The sequence below is a fragment of the Streptomyces yatensis genome (assembly GCF_018069625.1).
Classification (GTDB): Bacteria; Actinomycetota; Actinomycetes; order Streptomycetales; family Streptomycetaceae; genus Streptomyces; species Streptomyces yatensis.
The window spans coordinates 6,295,872-6,309,528 of sequence record NZ_CP072941.1 but is presented as its reverse complement, the minus strand read 5'-3'; the positions used below and the strand labels follow the sequence as shown (position 1 = coordinate 6,309,528).

At 69.2% G+C, this 13,657-nt stretch carries 16 protein-coding genes, 1 tRNA gene and 1 pseudogene; 4 read left to right on the top strand and 14 right to left on the bottom strand.

The annotated features are described in order from the left end of the window. Nucleotides 1-250: 250 nt before the first annotated feature. Entirely contained in the window at nucleotides 251-2,602 is a 2,352-nt protein-coding gene (locus J8403_RS26525) for a transglycosylase domain-containing protein (protein WP_211125347.1), read from the top strand. 111 nt (nucleotides 2,603-2,713) lie between these two features. On the opposite strand, the gene J8403_RS26520 is transcribed toward J8403_RS26525, so the two are convergent. Both J8403_RS26520 and J8403_RS26515 read right to left on the bottom strand, forming a co-directional pair. Beyond that, a complete protein-coding gene (locus J8403_RS26520; RefSeq protein WP_052393151.1) occupies nucleotides 2,714-3,016 on the bottom strand; it encodes a GroES family chaperonin in 303 nt (100 codons plus the stop codon). Nucleotides 3,017-3,140: 124 nt separating this feature from the next. Further along, complete coding sequence (locus tag J8403_RS26515; RefSeq protein WP_211125346.1) at nucleotides 3,141-3,503, bottom strand: DUF3618 domain-containing protein; 363 nt, start codon at nucleotides 3,501-3,503, stop codon at nucleotides 3,141-3,143. Nucleotides 3,504-3,641: 138 nt separating this feature from the next. Here J8403_RS26515 and bcp point away from each other — a divergent pair, with 138 nt between their 5' ends. Both bcp and J8403_RS26505 read left to right on the top strand, forming a co-directional pair. Then, entirely contained in the window at nucleotides 3,642-4,109 is a 468-nt protein-coding gene (bcp, locus tag J8403_RS26510; protein ID WP_211125345.1) for a thioredoxin-dependent thiol peroxidase, read from the top strand. Between the two features lie 77 nt (nucleotides 4,110-4,186). Then, nucleotides 4,187-4,270: transfer RNA gene (locus J8403_RS26505), tRNA-Leu, on the top strand. Between the two features lie 63 nt (nucleotides 4,271-4,333). Here the strand turns inward: J8403_RS26505 and rdgB are convergent. The 4 genes and pseudogenes from rdgB to J8403_RS26485 form a co-directional block, all read right to left on the bottom strand. Continuing rightward, nucleotides 4,334-4,969: an RdgB/HAM1 family non-canonical purine NTP pyrophosphatase gene (rdgB, locus tag J8403_RS26500; protein ID WP_211125344.1), complete on the bottom strand. Its 636-nt coding sequence runs from the start codon at nucleotides 4,967-4,969 to the stop codon at nucleotides 4,334-4,336. Nucleotides 4,970-4,992: 23 nt separating this feature from the next. Next, entirely contained in the window at nucleotides 4,993-5,388 is a 396-nt protein-coding gene (locus J8403_RS26495) for a hypothetical protein (protein ID WP_211125343.1), read from the bottom strand. A 79-nt stretch (nucleotides 5,389-5,467) separates the two neighbouring features. Then, nucleotides 5,468-6,199 (bottom strand): ribonuclease PH, encoded by a 732-nt coding sequence (rph, locus tag J8403_RS26490; protein ID WP_211125342.1) that lies wholly within the window; start codon nucleotides 6,197-6,199, stop codon nucleotides 5,468-5,470. A gap of 132 nt (nucleotides 6,200-6,331) precedes the next feature. Continuing rightward, nucleotides 6,332-6,580 (bottom strand): annotated as a pseudogene (locus J8403_RS26485) (PTS sugar transporter subunit IIB); the annotation flags it as partial. Nucleotides 6,581-6,786: 206 nt separating this feature from the next. On the opposite strand from J8403_RS26485, the gene J8403_RS26480 reads away from it, so the two are divergent. After that, entirely contained in the window at nucleotides 6,787-8,019 is a 1,233-nt protein-coding gene (locus J8403_RS26480; RefSeq protein WP_211125341.1) for a PTS transporter subunit EIIC, read from the top strand. 70 nt (nucleotides 8,020-8,089) lie between these two features. On the opposite strand, the gene J8403_RS26475 is transcribed toward J8403_RS26480, so the two are convergent. From J8403_RS26475 to clpS, 8 genes are all read right to left on the bottom strand, one after another. Beyond that, on the bottom strand, nucleotides 8,090-8,842 hold the full coding sequence (locus tag J8403_RS26475; RefSeq protein WP_014061044.1) for an MBL fold metallo-hydrolase: 753 nt from the start codon (nucleotides 8,840-8,842) through the stop codon (nucleotides 8,090-8,092). 190 nt (nucleotides 8,843-9,032) lie between these two features. Further along, nucleotides 9,033-9,983 carry a PLP-dependent cysteine synthase family protein gene (locus tag J8403_RS26470; protein WP_211125340.1) on the bottom strand — a complete coding sequence of 317 codons (951 nt, stop codon included), beginning with the start codon at nucleotides 9,981-9,983 and terminating at the stop codon, nucleotides 9,033-9,035. Then, nucleotides 9,983-10,261 (bottom strand): MoaD/ThiS family protein, encoded by a 279-nt coding sequence (locus J8403_RS26465; protein ID WP_211125339.1) that lies wholly within the window; start codon nucleotides 10,259-10,261, stop codon nucleotides 9,983-9,985. The genes J8403_RS26470 and J8403_RS26465 overlap by 1 nt, the downstream gene beginning before the upstream one ends. Before the next feature lie 93 nt (nucleotides 10,262-10,354). Further along, nucleotides 10,355-10,471, bottom strand: coding sequence for a putative leader peptide (locus J8403_RS44605; protein ID WP_014061047.1), 117 nt, complete (start codon nucleotides 10,469-10,471; stop codon nucleotides 10,355-10,357). A gap of 91 nt (nucleotides 10,472-10,562) precedes the next feature. After that, nucleotides 10,563-10,988, bottom strand: a complete 426-nt coding sequence (locus J8403_RS26460) for a M67 family metallopeptidase (protein ID WP_211125338.1) — start codon at nucleotides 10,986-10,988, stop codon at nucleotides 10,563-10,565. Nucleotides 10,989-11,068: 80 nt separating this feature from the next. Continuing rightward, nucleotides 11,069-12,484: an amino acid permease gene (locus J8403_RS26455; RefSeq protein WP_211125337.1), complete on the bottom strand. Its 1,416-nt coding sequence runs from the start codon at nucleotides 12,482-12,484 to the stop codon at nucleotides 11,069-11,071. Between the two features lie 212 nt (nucleotides 12,485-12,696). Continuing rightward, entirely contained in the window at nucleotides 12,697-13,308 is a 612-nt protein-coding gene (locus J8403_RS26450) for a DUF2017 domain-containing protein (RefSeq protein ID WP_211125336.1), read from the bottom strand. Next, nucleotides 13,308-13,619: an ATP-dependent Clp protease adapter ClpS gene (gene clpS / locus J8403_RS26445; protein WP_211125335.1), complete on the bottom strand. Its 312-nt coding sequence runs from the start codon at nucleotides 13,617-13,619 to the stop codon at nucleotides 13,308-13,310. Before clpS ends, J8403_RS26450 begins: the two co-directional genes overlap by 1 nt. Nucleotides 13,620-13,657 lie beyond the last annotated feature (38 nt).

The following is a 13,657-nucleotide window of genomic DNA, read 5'->3' as shown; positions in this document are numbered from 1 at the left end:
GCGCCCGGCCGGCGCCAAAATCCGGAGCCTAGTGGGGTGACCGGAGGGACGGCCAGGCAATATTCACCGGATGGTGTGAGCGGAATCATCCATATGGCCGGTCACAGACCAGTCACGGGTGCGCGCCACGTCCTCGGCCCGGAACGGATGATGCGACAGTGTTTTATCGGGCGTACGACGCGAATCGCCCGACCGTGCACGATCCTGCCGCCGCGCAACCCTCGACGGCGGCCGAGGAGTCTCAGGAGACATGAGCGACGAGCCCCAGTTGATCGACGGTGGCGCGGCCGGAACGGGTGCCCGGCCCGGCATCGACGATGGCAACCACGACACGCCGCACCACGCGGACGGCCTCCCCGCGGGCAAACCGGCCAAGGGCAGAAAGGGCCGTCCCCAGCGCACCGGATGGCGCCGGCTGCTGCCCACCTGGCGCATGGTCCTCGGCGGCTTCCTCCTGATCGTCCTGCTGATCGCGGGCGGGCTCGTCACCGGCTATCTGCTCGTCGACATCCCCCCGGCGAACAGAGCCGCGATCGCCCAGAGCAATGTCTACCTCTACTCCGACGGCTCCCAGCTGGCCCGCGAGGGCAAGGTCAACCGGGAGAACGTCCAGCTCAGCCAGGTGCCCAAGCGGATCCAGCACGCGGTGCTCGCGGCCGAGGACCGGGACTTCTACTCGGAGTCGGCCATCAACCCCGAGGCGATGGTCCGGGCCGCCTGGAACACCGCCACCGGCAAGGGCAAGCAGTCCGGCTCCACCATCACCCAGCAGTACGTGAAGAACTACTACCTGGACCAGGAACAGACGGTTACCCGCAAGGCCAAGGAGTTCTTCATCGCGATCAAGCTGGACCGGGAGGTGAGCAAGGACAAGATCCTCGAGGGCTACCTCAACACCAGCTACTTCGGGCGCAACGCCTACGGCATCCAGGCCGCCGCCCAGGCGTACTACGGCAAGGACATCGGCGAGCTCGACACCGCCCAGGGCGCGTATCTGGCGACCCTGCTGAACGCCCCCAGCTCCTACGACATCGTCGCCCATCCCCAGAACAAGGGTCGGGCCACGGCCCGCTGGCACTACGTCCTGGACGGCATGGTGAAGAAGGGCTGGCTGACCAGGGCCGACCGGCAGAAGATGACCTTCCCCGCGCCCTCCGAGGCCAGGGCCCCCTCCGGCATGTCCGGCCAGCGCGGCTATCTCGTCGAGGCCGTCGAGGACTACCTCACCAGCAACGGGATCATCGACGAGCAGACCCTGGCGCGCGGCGGCTACCGCATCACCACCACGATCGACAAGAAGAAGCAGGACGCCTTCGCCGAGGCCGTGCGCGACCGGCTGATGAGCAAGCTCAGCCCGGAGGACCGCAAGGTCGACCGCTATGTCCGCGCGGGCGGCGCCTCGATCGACCCGAAGACCGGGAAGGTGGTCGCGCTCTACGGCGGGATCGACTACACCAAGCAGTTCGTCAACAACGCGACCCGCCGTGACTACCAGGTGGGATCCACGTTCAAGCCATTCGTCTTCACCTCGGCGGTGCGCTACGGGTCCACCACCCAGGACGGTCAGACGATCACCCCGGACACCCTCTACAACGGCGACAACAAGCGCGAGGTCATCGGCCCGGAGGGGCCCACCGGCTACTCTCCCGCCAACGAGGACGACGTCGACTACGGCGACATCGACGTCACCACGGCCACCGACAACTCCGTGAACTCGGTGTACGCGCAGATGGCCCAGGACGTCGGCCCCGCCAAGGTCAAGCAGACCGCCATCGACCTGGGCGTCCCCAGGAACACCCCCGATCTGCACGCCTCCCCCTCCATCGCGCTCGGCCCCGCCACCGCGAGCGTGCTGGACATGACCGAGGCGTACGCGACCCTCGCCAACCACGGCGAGCACGGCAGGTACAGCCTGGTCGAGGAGGTCACCAAGGACGGGGCGCGGGTCGATCTCCCGGACCGGGAGAACCGGCAGGCCATCCCGCGCAGCGCCGCCGACACCACCACCTCGATACTGCAGAGCGTGGTCGACGGCGGCACCGGCACCGCCGCCCAGGCCGCCGAGCGCCCCGCGGCGGGCAAGACGGGCACCGCCGAGGAGGACAAGGCCGCCTGGTTCGCGGGCTACACCCCGGATCTGGCGACCGTGGTCGCGGTGATGGGCCAGGACTCCAATACCGGCGTACAGAAGCCGCTGTACGGGGCGACGGGCCTGGAGCGGATCAACGGCGGCGGCTATCCCGCCGAGATCTGGGCGCAGTACACCTCGGGCGCGCTGGACGGCAAGCCACCGGCCGAGTTCGATCTGCGGCTGGAGGACGGGGCGAGCGCCCCCGACGGCTCCCAGACCGGCCAGCAGCCGCCGGGCTCCCTGCCGCCGGTGGTCACCACTCGCCCGACCGGCGCACCGCCGGACACCTCGGTCCCCACGGCGCCGACCGACACCCCGCCGACGCCGCCCACCACGCCCCCGACCATCCCCACCCCGCCGACGGACATCCCCACCGGCGGGCCGACGACCGAGCCGGGGCCGGGCGGTCCTGGCGGGCCGGGTGATCCGGGTGGCGATCCGGGCGGCCCAGGGGGGCCGGTGGGCGGCTGAGGCCGCGGGCCACGAACGGCGGAGGGTGGTGACGGAGACCGTCACCACCCTCTGTCATGTCCGATCCCGCGGTGTCCCTACGGGTAGAGCATGTCCGATCCCGCGGTGTCCCTACAGGTAGAGCCCCGTGGAGTCCTCCGCGCCCTCCAGCCGCTCGGCGGCCACCGCGTGCAGATCTCGCTCCCGCATCAGGACGTAGGCGACCCCGCGGACCTCGACCTCGGCCCGGTCCTCCGGGTCGTAGAGCACCCGGTCACCGGGCTCCACGGTCCGTACGCTCTGCCCGACCGCGACCACCTCGGCCCAGGCCAGCCGCCTGCCGACCGCCGCGGTGGCGGGGATGACGATGCCGCCGGACGACCGGCGCTCGCCCTCCGGAATGTCGGTGCGGACCAGCACACGGTCGTGCAGCATCCGGATGGGCAGCTTGTCATGGGTCGTGTTCGCACTCACGCCATGACCGTACCTGGCCGGACGGCGCGATGACGCCTCAGGGCCGGTGCGGGCCGCCTTCTCGGCGGCGCCGGCCGCCGTTCGTTCAGCGGTGCCGCTTGGAGCACCACGAGGAGCGGGACGCCTTGGCGGACCGGGAGGACCGCGCCGAGAGCGCGAGCAGCCCGGCCAGCCCGGCCACGGCGAGCGCGACCGGCACGATCCGCTCCATGCGGGGCCGGCCCTCCTCCGACACCAACTGGCCCCGCACGCCCGCCACCACGCGGTTGGCGGACACATAGGCCCGTCCGGCGGTCCGGTCCACGGCCGACGCCGCCTTCGCCTTCGCGTCCCCGATGATCGTCTTCGGGTGCACCCGCACCCCGATCTCGTCGAGCGTCACGGCGAGCTCCTGCCGCCTGCGGGCGATGTCCGCCTCGATCTGCGCAGGGGTCCTGGCATCCGACACCGCGCTGCCTCCGTCAGTCTCGATGATTCGTGATGGACAGTCTGTCAGCTCGTCCTCCTCCCCGCCCCACGGCACCCCCGGACGGGAAGCTGGCTAATGTCGGGTACGTACCCCCGATGCCACGAGGAGCACCAGACCATGAGCGAGCGACTGCAGCCCGGCGACACCGCCCCCGCCTTCACCCTCCCCGACGCGGACGGCAGGGAGGTCTCGCTCGCCGACCACGCCGGCCGCAAGGTGATCGTCTACTTCTACCCCGCCGCGCTCACCCCCGGTTGCACCAAGCAGGCGTGCGACTTCACCGACAACCTCGCCTTCCTGTCCGGTCACGGCTACGACGTCATCGGCATCTCGCCCGACAAGCCCGAGAAGCTGGCCAAGTTCCGGGACCAGGAGGACCTGAAGGTCACGCTGCTCGCCGACCCCGCCAAGGAGACCCTCGAGGCGTACGGCGCCTTCGGCGAGAAGAAGCTCTACGGCAAGACGGTCCTCGGCGTGATCCGCTCCACCGTCATCGTCGACGAGCAGGGCAAGGTCGAGCGCGCCCTGTACAACGTCAAGGCCACCGGCCACGTAGCCAAGATCATCAAAGACCTGGGGCTGTGACGGGGACCTGGAGCTGTGACGGGCCCGGGGCTGCCGCCCCGGCCCCCGTTCACCAGGCAGTACCATGACCGTGCCGAGCGGCCGTGATGGAATTGGCAGTCATGCTGGGTTTAGGTCCCAGTGGGGTAACTCCCGTGAGGGTTCGAGTCCCTCCGGCCGCACGCCGCGCGAACGCGGGCCCGGCCCGCCTCAGCGCGGGCCGGGCCCGCGGCGTCCTACGGGGCTCACCCCAGGAGTTCGCGGACGATCGGGGCGATGGCGCGGAACGCCTTGCCGCGGTGGCTGATGGCGTTCTTCTCCTCCGGGTCCAGCTCGGCACAGGTGCGGGTCTCGCCGTGGGGCTGGAGGATCGGGTCGTAGCCGAACCCCCCGCCGCCCACGGGCTCATGACGGAGCGTGCCGGAGAGCCGGCCGGAGACCACGCGCTCGGTGCCGTCGGGGAGGGCGAGGGCGGCGGCGCATTCGAAGTGGGCGCCGCGGTGTTCGTCGGGGACGTCGGAGAGCTGGGCGAGCAGCAGGTCGAGATTGGCGCGGTCGTCGCCGTGCCGGCCCGACCAGCGGGCCGAGAAGATGCCGGGGGCGCCGCCGAGGACGTCCACGCAGAGGCCGGAGTCGTCGGCGATGGCGGGGTGACCGGTGGCCTGGGCGAGGGCGTGGGCCTTGAGGAGGGCGTTCTCCGCGAAGGTCACGCCGGTCTCCTTGACGTCCGGGACCTCCGGATAGGCGTCGGCGCCGACGAGTTCGGCGTCGAGGCCGGCCTCGCCCAGGATGGAGCGCAGTTCGGTGATCTTGTAGGCGTTGCGGGTCGCGAGGACCAGACGGCGGGGGTGCGGGCGGTGTCCCTCAGTGTGTTGCTGCATAGCTCTCGATTATCGAGGGGAGATCAGGGCGAGCAGACACCGGTCAGCTCGCCCGCCGCGTCCCTGACCGGAGTCATATCGGGGTGCTTGCCGCTGTCCACGGACTTCTGGACATTGTCCAGCGCCTTCTGGAGGTCGTCCACGGCCTTGCCGACGTCCGCGCTGTCGGTGCGGTCGCCCACCTTGTCGACGTCCTTGTCGAGGGCGTCCAGGATCTTGTCGGCGTCCTGCGGATCGGCCGCGGCACCGCTCAGGGCGTCCTGGAGGTCGTCCACGTCGTTGGTTATCTCGACCGCGAGCTGGGCGCAGTCGAGGGCCTTCTCCACCGCGCTGCACCCGACGCCGACCGGCACGATGAGCGCGACGGCGGCGAGTGCGGTGACGGCGGTGGTACGGCGGTGACGGTGGCGCGGCGCCATGGAGTGGGTCCTTCCCCGGGAACGGTGCTGGTACCTGACTAAACGCCGGGCGCCGCGCGACGGTTGCTTCGTGCCGCCGTCACATCTCCTGGGCCAGGGCCGCGCGCTGGATTCCCGCCAGGGTGTCGCAGCCGGCCACGGCGAGGTCCAGCAGTCCGTTCAGCTCCTCGCGGGCGAAGGGCTCGCCCTCCGCCGTGCCCTGCACCTCGACGAAGCGTCCGTCACCGGTACAGACCACGTTCATGTCGGTCTCGGCGCGCACGTCCTCCTCGTAGCAGAGGTCGAGCAGCGGGACGCCGCCGACGATGCCGACGCTCACGGCGGAGACGGTGCCGGTCAGCGGCTGCCGGGTGGCCTTGATGAGCTTCTTGCCCCGGGCCCAGCCGATGGCGTCGGCCAGGGCCACATAGGCGCCGGTGATGGCGGCGGTGCGGGTGCCGCCGTCGGCCTGGAGGACATCGCAGTCCAGGACGACGGTGTTCTCGCCGAGCGCCTTGTAGTCGATCACCGCGCGCAGCGAGCGGCCGATGAGACGGGAGATCTCATGCGTACGGCCGCCGATCTTGCCGCGGACGGACTCGCGGTCGCCCCGGGTGTTGGTGGAGCGCGGCAGCATCGCGTACTCCGCGGTGACCCAGCCCTCGCCGCTGCCCTTGCGCCAGCGCGGCACGCCCTCGGTGACGCTCGCGGTGCACAGGACCCGCGTATCGCCGAAGGAGACGAGGACCGAGCCCTCGGCATGCTTGCTCCATCCGCGCTCGATGGTCACGGGTCGGAGCTGGTCAGGGGTGCGGCCGTCGATACGAGACATGAGATGAGCCTATCGGCATCGCGGAGGCCCCCGGTCCGCGTCCGGCGAGGGCCCCGCCCCCGGGGGACGGCGCTCCGGGCCGGGAGGTCGCCTCGGGTCCCGGCCGGGAAGGTCACCTCAGGTCCCGGAAGGTCACATCAGGTCTTCGATCTCCGCGGCGACCGGGTCCGCGTCGGCGCCGATGACCACCTGGATCGCGGTGCCCATCTTCACCACGCCATGCGCGCCCGCGGCCTTCAGCAGGGCCTCGTCGACCAGGGCGGCGTCCTTGACCTCGGTACGCAGGCGGGTGATGCAGCCCTCGATCTCGACGATGTTGTCGATCCCGCCGAGCCCCTCGACGATCTTGTCAGCCTTGGTGGCCATGTTCGCTCCTGTCGTCCTGCTGTCCGCGTGGTGTCCGCGTGCTGTCCGCGTTGCGGCAAGTGGTCTACACCATTATGCGGGTGAGGAAGTCACTCGTCACTTGGAACGATAGATTCCTTTAGCGGATCCCTACGTGCTACAACAGGTCTACACCACATGTGGTTTAGACCATAGCGCGGGCCGCCCTTCCCCTGAGAGCCCGCCTCACCAGGAGGAATCCGATGAGTACGGCCACCGCGCCGGCCGCGCCCGCCCAGAAGCGGGGTGCCGGTCTGATCAAGGGTATGCAGAAGATCGGGCGCAGCCTCCAGCTGCCCGTCGCCGCTCTGCCCGCCGCGGGCATCCTGAGCCGGCTCGGCCAGGACGACGTCTTCGGCAAGACGGGACTGGGCTGGAACAAGCTCGCGGAGATCTTCGCCCACGCGGGCGGCGCGCTCTTCGACAACCTGGCCCTGCTCTTCTGCATCGGCGTGGCCATCGGCTTCGCGAAGAAGTCGGACGGCACCACGGCCTTCGCGGCCCTGGTCGGCTTCCTCGTCTACAAGAACGTCCTGACCGGCTTCGTCAGCGAGGTGACCGGCAAGCCGGAGGACCCGGGCGTCCTCGGCGGCATCGTGGTCGGCCTGACCGCCGCGGTGCTGTGGGAGAAGTACCACCGCACCCGGCTGCCGGACTGGCTGGGCTTCTTCAGCGGCCGCCGCTTCATCCCGATCCTGATGTCCTTCGCGGGCGTGATCTACGGCGTGCTCTTCGGCTACCTCTGGGGCCCGATAGGCGACGGCCTCAACAACTTCTCCGAGTGGCTGTCGTCCAATGGCGCGGTCGGCTCGGGGATCTTCGGCGTGGTCAACCGACTGCTGATCCCGGTCGGCATGCACATGCTGCTGAACTCCTTCGCCTGGTTCCAGTTCGGCGACTTCAGCTCCGGCGGCCAGACCTGGCACGGCGACATCGCGCGCTACTTCCACGACGACCCGTCGGCCGGAATGTTCATGACCGGCTTCTTCCCGATCATGATGTTCGCGCTGCCCGCCGCCGGTCTGGCGATCGCGCACTGCGCCCGTCCCGAGCGGCGCAAGGCCGTGATGGGCATGATGATCTCGGTCTCGCTGACGGCGTTCGTCTGCGGTGTCACCGAGCCGATCGAGTTCTCGTTCATGTTCATCGCGCCGCTGCTGTACGGCATCCACGCGGTGCTGACGGGCCTGTCCATGGCGCTGACCTGGGCACTCGGCATCCGCAGCGGCTTCACCTTCTCCGGCGGGCTGTTCGACTATCTGCTGGGGTGGTCGCACAGCGAGAAGGCCTGGATGCTGATCCCGATCGGGCTGGCGTTCAGCGTCGTCTACTACGTGGTCTTCCGCTTCGTGATCACGAAGTTCAACATCCCGACGCCGGGACGAGAACCGGAGGACTCCCTGGACGACGCCGCGGTGGCGGACGGCAAGAAGTAGCCACCGGGCGTACGAAACGGCGAAGCGCCGGGCTGGTCCGCCAGCCCGGCGCTTCCGCGTTCACCGCCCGTTACACCTCGTAGACCGCACCCGCCTTGGCCAGCTCCACCGGGCCGCCGAAGACCGCCTGGGCGTCGCGCTGGTTGATCTGGGGGTCCGTCCACGGCGGGATGTGGGTGAGCACCATGCTCCCGACCCCCGCCCGCAGCGCGTGTTCACCCGCCTGGCGGCCGTTCAGATGCAGCTCCGGGATGTCCTCCTTGCCGTGCGTGAAGGCCGCCTCGCACAGGAAGAGGTCGCCGCCCCGGGCCAGGTCCACCAGGGCCTCGCAGGGGCCCGTGTCGCCCGAGTAGACCAGCGAGCGGCCGCCGTACTCGATCCGGAAGCCGAACGCCTCCACGGGGTGGCAGACGCGCTCGGCGCGGATGGTGAAGGGGCCGATGTCGAAGCTGCCGGGCGTCAGGGTGCGGAAGTCGAAGACCTCACGCATCGACTTCTCGTCGGGCAGGTCGTCGTACGCCTGGACCAGCCGCCGCTCGGTGTCCTCGGGGCCGTAGACGGGGATCGCCTCGGCCCGGCCACCGTCGTGCCGGTAGTAGCGCGCGACGAAGTATCCGCACATGTCGATGAAGTGATCGGGGTGGAGATGGGACAGCAGTACGGCGTCGAGGTCGTAGAGACCGCAGTGGCGCTGCAACTCGCCAAGGGCGCCATTGCCCATGTCGAGGAGCAGCCGGAAGCCGTCGGCCTCTACGAGGTAGCTCGAGCAGGCCGATTCCGCGGACGGGAACGACCCTGAGCATCCGACGACGGTGAGCTTCATGAAGCAGGAACCTCCTTGAGGGGTCCCCATGCCGAAGGCCATGGGCGGTGCGGGGGGTCATGCGGTGCCCACGAGCGTAAGGCGCAAAAGCCCAGGCAGCTCCTCCACGGGGCCGCGTTGTGGGCGGAATCACCAGGACGGAGCCGGGCGTGCCCGGCCCTGCCCCCCGCCGGCCGATCGGCCCGGACCACTACGCCCAGAGCTGCCCGTGCAGCGTCGCGATCGCCTCCTCGGTGGTGGCCGCCGTGTAGACACCGGTGGACAGGTACTTCCAGCCACCGTCGGCGACGACGAAGACCACATCGGCACTCTGCCCGGCCTTGACCGCCTTACCGGCGACACCGAGGGCGGCGTGCAGGGCCGCGCCGGTCGACACGCCCGCGAAAATGCCTTCCTGGGCCAGGAGTTCCCGGGTGCGGGCCACCGCGTCCTCGGAGCCGACGGAGAAGCGGGTGGTCAGCACGGACTCGTCGTACAGCTCGGGGACGAACCCCTCGTCCAGGTTGCGGAGTCCGTAGACGACGTCGTCGTAGCGCGGTTCGGCCGCGACGATCTGGACGTCCGGCTTGTTCTCGCGCAGGAAGCGGCCGACGCCCATCAGGGTGCCGGTGGTGCCGAGACCCGCGACGAAGTGGGTGAGGGAGGGCAGGTCAGCAAGGATCTCGGGGCCGGTGGTGGCGTAGTGGGCACCGGCGTTGTCCGGGTTTCCGTACTGGTAGAGCATCACCCAGTCCGGGTGCTCCGCCGCCAGCTCCTTGGCCACCCGGACGGCGGTGTTGGAACCGCCGGCGGCGGGCGAGGAGATGATCTCCGCGCCCCACATGGCGAGCAGCTGGCGCCGCTCCTCGCTGGTGTTCTCCGGCATCACGCAGACGATGCGGTAGCCCTTGAGCTTGGCCGCCATCGCGAGCGAGATCCCGGTGTTGCCGGAAGTGGGCTCGAGGATGGTGCAGCCGGGGGTCAACCGGCCGTCCTTCTCGGCCTGTTCGATCATATGGAGCGCGGGGCGGTCCTTGATCGAGCCGGTCGGGTTGCGGTCCTCCAGCTTGGCCCAGATCCGTACGTCGGAGGAGGGCGAGAGCCGCGGCAGCCGGACGAGCGGCGTATTGCCGACCGCGGCCAAGGGGCTGTCGTACCGCATCAGACCATTCCGCCTGCGACCGCCGGGAGGATCGTCACATTGTCGCCGTCCGAGAGCTTGGTGGAGATGCCGTCGAGGAAGCGGACGTCCTCGTCGTTCAGATAGACGTTGACGAAGCGGCGCAGCTCACCGCCGTCGACCAGGCGCTCCTGGATGCCGGAGTGCCGGCTCTCCAGGTCGGCGAAGAGCTCGGCGAGCGTGGTCCCGCTGCCCTCGACCGCCTTCTGGCCGTCGGTGTAGGTGCGGAGGATGGTCGGGATGCGGACCTCGATGGCCATTCTTAAGCTCCTGTCGGAGGGCGGGGTGGACTCCCGGGCCGGAGCGGCCGGGAGGGCGTCGTCGAAGGGCGTCGGGGCGTCTCGGGCGCGCGCTCAGGCGGCCACGGCGCGGCGCGGACACATCGCGCTGGCGAGCCGGCACAGGTCGACGTGGAGCCGCGCCACGAGCAGCATGCCCGGCGTCTTCTCGCTCACGTCATCGAAAACCATGGACTCATCGTATCGATTCCCGGTCCGGGCTCCGGTAGGTCATCCCATGATACGGACGGGTAACGACCATGACGCGAGATACGCAGGCCATTCAGCCGCCCGGGACGATCTCGACCTCTTCCTCGGCGACCTCGCCGTCCACGATCCGGAAGGACCGGAACTGGACGGGTCCCTCGTCATTGCCGCATTCGGCGGTGGAGACCAGCACGTAGTGGGCACCGGGCTCATTGGCGTAGGAGATATCGGTACGGGAGGGGTAGGCCTCGGTGGCGGTGTGCGAGTGGTAGATGACCACCGGCTCCTCGTCCCGGTCATCCATCTCGCGGTAGAGCTTGAGCAGGTCACCCGAGTCGAACTCGTAGAAGGTGGGCGAGCGGGCCGCGTTCAGCATCGGGATGAACCGCTCGGGGCGGCCGCTTCCGGCCGGGCCCGCGATCACGCCGCATGCCTCGTCGGGGTGGTCGGCGCGGGCGTGCGCGACGATCTTGTCGTGGAGCGCCTGGGTGATGGTCAGCATGACAGAAGAATAGGAGGCGGGCTCCGGACAGTGGTCCGGAGCCCGCCTGCTGAGATACGGCGCCCAATGGGCGATACGGCTTACTTGCGCGCGTACTCCGGCTCCACCGTGTCCGCCTGGCCGAGCGGCTGGGCACCGCCGCGGGCCTTGAGGACGTACCAGCCGATCACCAGGCATACGGCCCACCCGGCGCCGACGTACAGGGAGACCCGGGCGTCCTTGTCGTAGGCGACCATGCCGGTCACGATCAGCAGGAAGACCACGGCCACCCAGCTGAAGACCGAGCCGCCGGGAGCCGGGAAGGACGAGGCGGGCAGCCGGCCCGCGCGGACCGCGCGGCGGTACTGGATGTGCGCGAAGAGGATCATCAGCCAGGACCAGATACCCGCGGCCGTGGCCACCGAGGTGACGTAGGTGAACGCCTTCTCGGGGACCACATAGTTGAGGACCACGCCGATCCCCATGAGCAGGACGGAGAAGGTGATGCCGATGGCCGGGGACTTACGGGCGTTGAGCCGGGCGAAGACACTCGGGGCCTCGCCGCTCGTCGCCAGGTCACGCAGCATCCGGCCGGTGGAGTACATGCCGGAGTTGCAGGAGGACAGGGCCGCGGTCAGGACGACGAAGTTGACGATACCGGCGGCGAAGGGGATGCCGATCTTGGAGAAGCCGTGCACGAAGGGGCTCTCACCGGCCGAGAACTCGGTCCACTTGACGACGGCGAGCAGCACCACCAGGGCGCCGACGTAGAAGATGATGATGCGCCACGGCAGGGTGTTGATCGCCTTGGGCAGGGTCTTCTCGGGGTCCTCGGACTCGCTCGCGGTGACGCCGACCAGCTCGACGGCGATGTAGGCGAACATCACGCCCTGGAGGGTCATCAGGCTGTCGCCGATGCCGTGGGGGAAGAACCCGCCGTGCGACCAGAGGTTGGAGGCGGCCGCCGTGTCACCGGCGTCGGAGAAGCCGAGGGTGAGCACGCCGAGGCCGATCACGATCATGCCGATGATCGCGGTGACCTTGACCATCGAGAACCAGAACTCGACCTCACCGAAGATCTTGACCGAGATCAGGTTGACCCCGAAGAGCACCACCAGGAAGACCAGGGCGCTGACCCACTGCGGGATCGAGGGGAACCAGTAGTTGATGTAGATGGCGGCGGCCGTCAGCTCGGCCATACCGGTCACCACCCACAGCAGCCAGTAGGTCCAACCGGTCGCATAACCGAAGAACGGCCCCAGGAACTCGCGGATGTACTCCGCGAAGGAACCCGTGGAGCGCCGGTACAGGAGCAGCTCACCGAGCGCTCTCATGATGAAGAAGATGACCACACCCGCGAGGGCGTACATCAGGATGATGCTCGGGCCGGCCTTGGCGATGTTCGCACCGGCGCCCATGAACAGGCCGACGCCGATGGCGCCACCGATTGCGATCATCTGTACCTGGCGACTGCCCAGGCCGCGCTCATAGTCCTCTTCAGGAGCCGCTGAGGTCATTTTGCTGCGCCTTTCTCCCTGTGGCGGCTGGCTGGCGATCGTGAAGATTTACCACGACCGCAACACTGATCGACTGAGCCGCGTGTGGTGCACGCCACAGGAAGAAGCGGACAAAAGTTATTCAGGGCAACAAAGTTCACAACCGCAGTGATGCGATCGTTATCCGGAGTTGAGCATCCTCTAAACGAACGCTCAGTAATCGCCGGAGGGAGTTATTCCGGCATCAGGGTCTCGACCAGGGTCTCCTGCAGCCCACCGAGCCAGAAGTAGGCCATCACCATCGGCTTGCGCGGATCGGAGTCGGGCAGCCGCAGCAGGTCACCGCCGTCGTCCTCGTCGGTGACCTCCAGCCGGGTCCCGATGGCCAGCCGCAGATCGTTCAGGGCGGTCAGCCAGTGCCGGGCCTTCTCCGGCGCCAGCTCCAGCACCCCCGGGGCCCCGGCGGAGGCTCCGGAGGCCAGCGAGTCCAGGTCGCGCACCACCGTCAGGGCGTCGTCGCGCTTGCGCGCCCGCAGGTCGTTCTCGGTGAAGCGGCGGAACTCCGCGGACGCCTCCCGCGCCTCCTTATCCTCCCGCGCCCCCAGCTCCCGGTCCGGGGGGCTGTAGGCGTCCGGGAACAGCCGGGCCAGCGCCGGATCGGCCGGCGGCTTGCTGGGGCCGTCGGCGAAGAGCGCGTCCAGGGGGTCACCGCCCCCGGCGGGCTGGTCGCCCGGGCCGATCAGCTCGGCGAGCTGCATGGCCAGGCTGCGCAGAATGGAGATCTCGACCTCGTCCAGCGCGAGGGAGGCACCGCCACCGGGCAGCGGCTCGAACCGTCCCGACATCAGCGCTCCTGCTGGAGGGTCGCCCACAGGCCGTAGCCGTGCATCGCCTGCACGTCGCGCTCCATCTCCTCGCGGCTGCCGCTCGAGACGATCGCGCGGCCTTTGTGGTGGACGTCGAGCATCAAACGGTGCGCCTTGTCCTTGGGATAGCCGAAATAGCTCTGGAAGACGTAGGTCACGTAGCTCATGAGATTGACGGGGTCGTTGTGCACCACCGTCACCCAGGGAACGTCGGGCTCGGGCACCGACATCGGTGCTTCACGGGATTCGGGACGTTCGGTCTCCACGGGCGTGACACTCACACGTCCCATGCTGCCACCCGGCACTGGCCGTCGCATAAACCGGCACC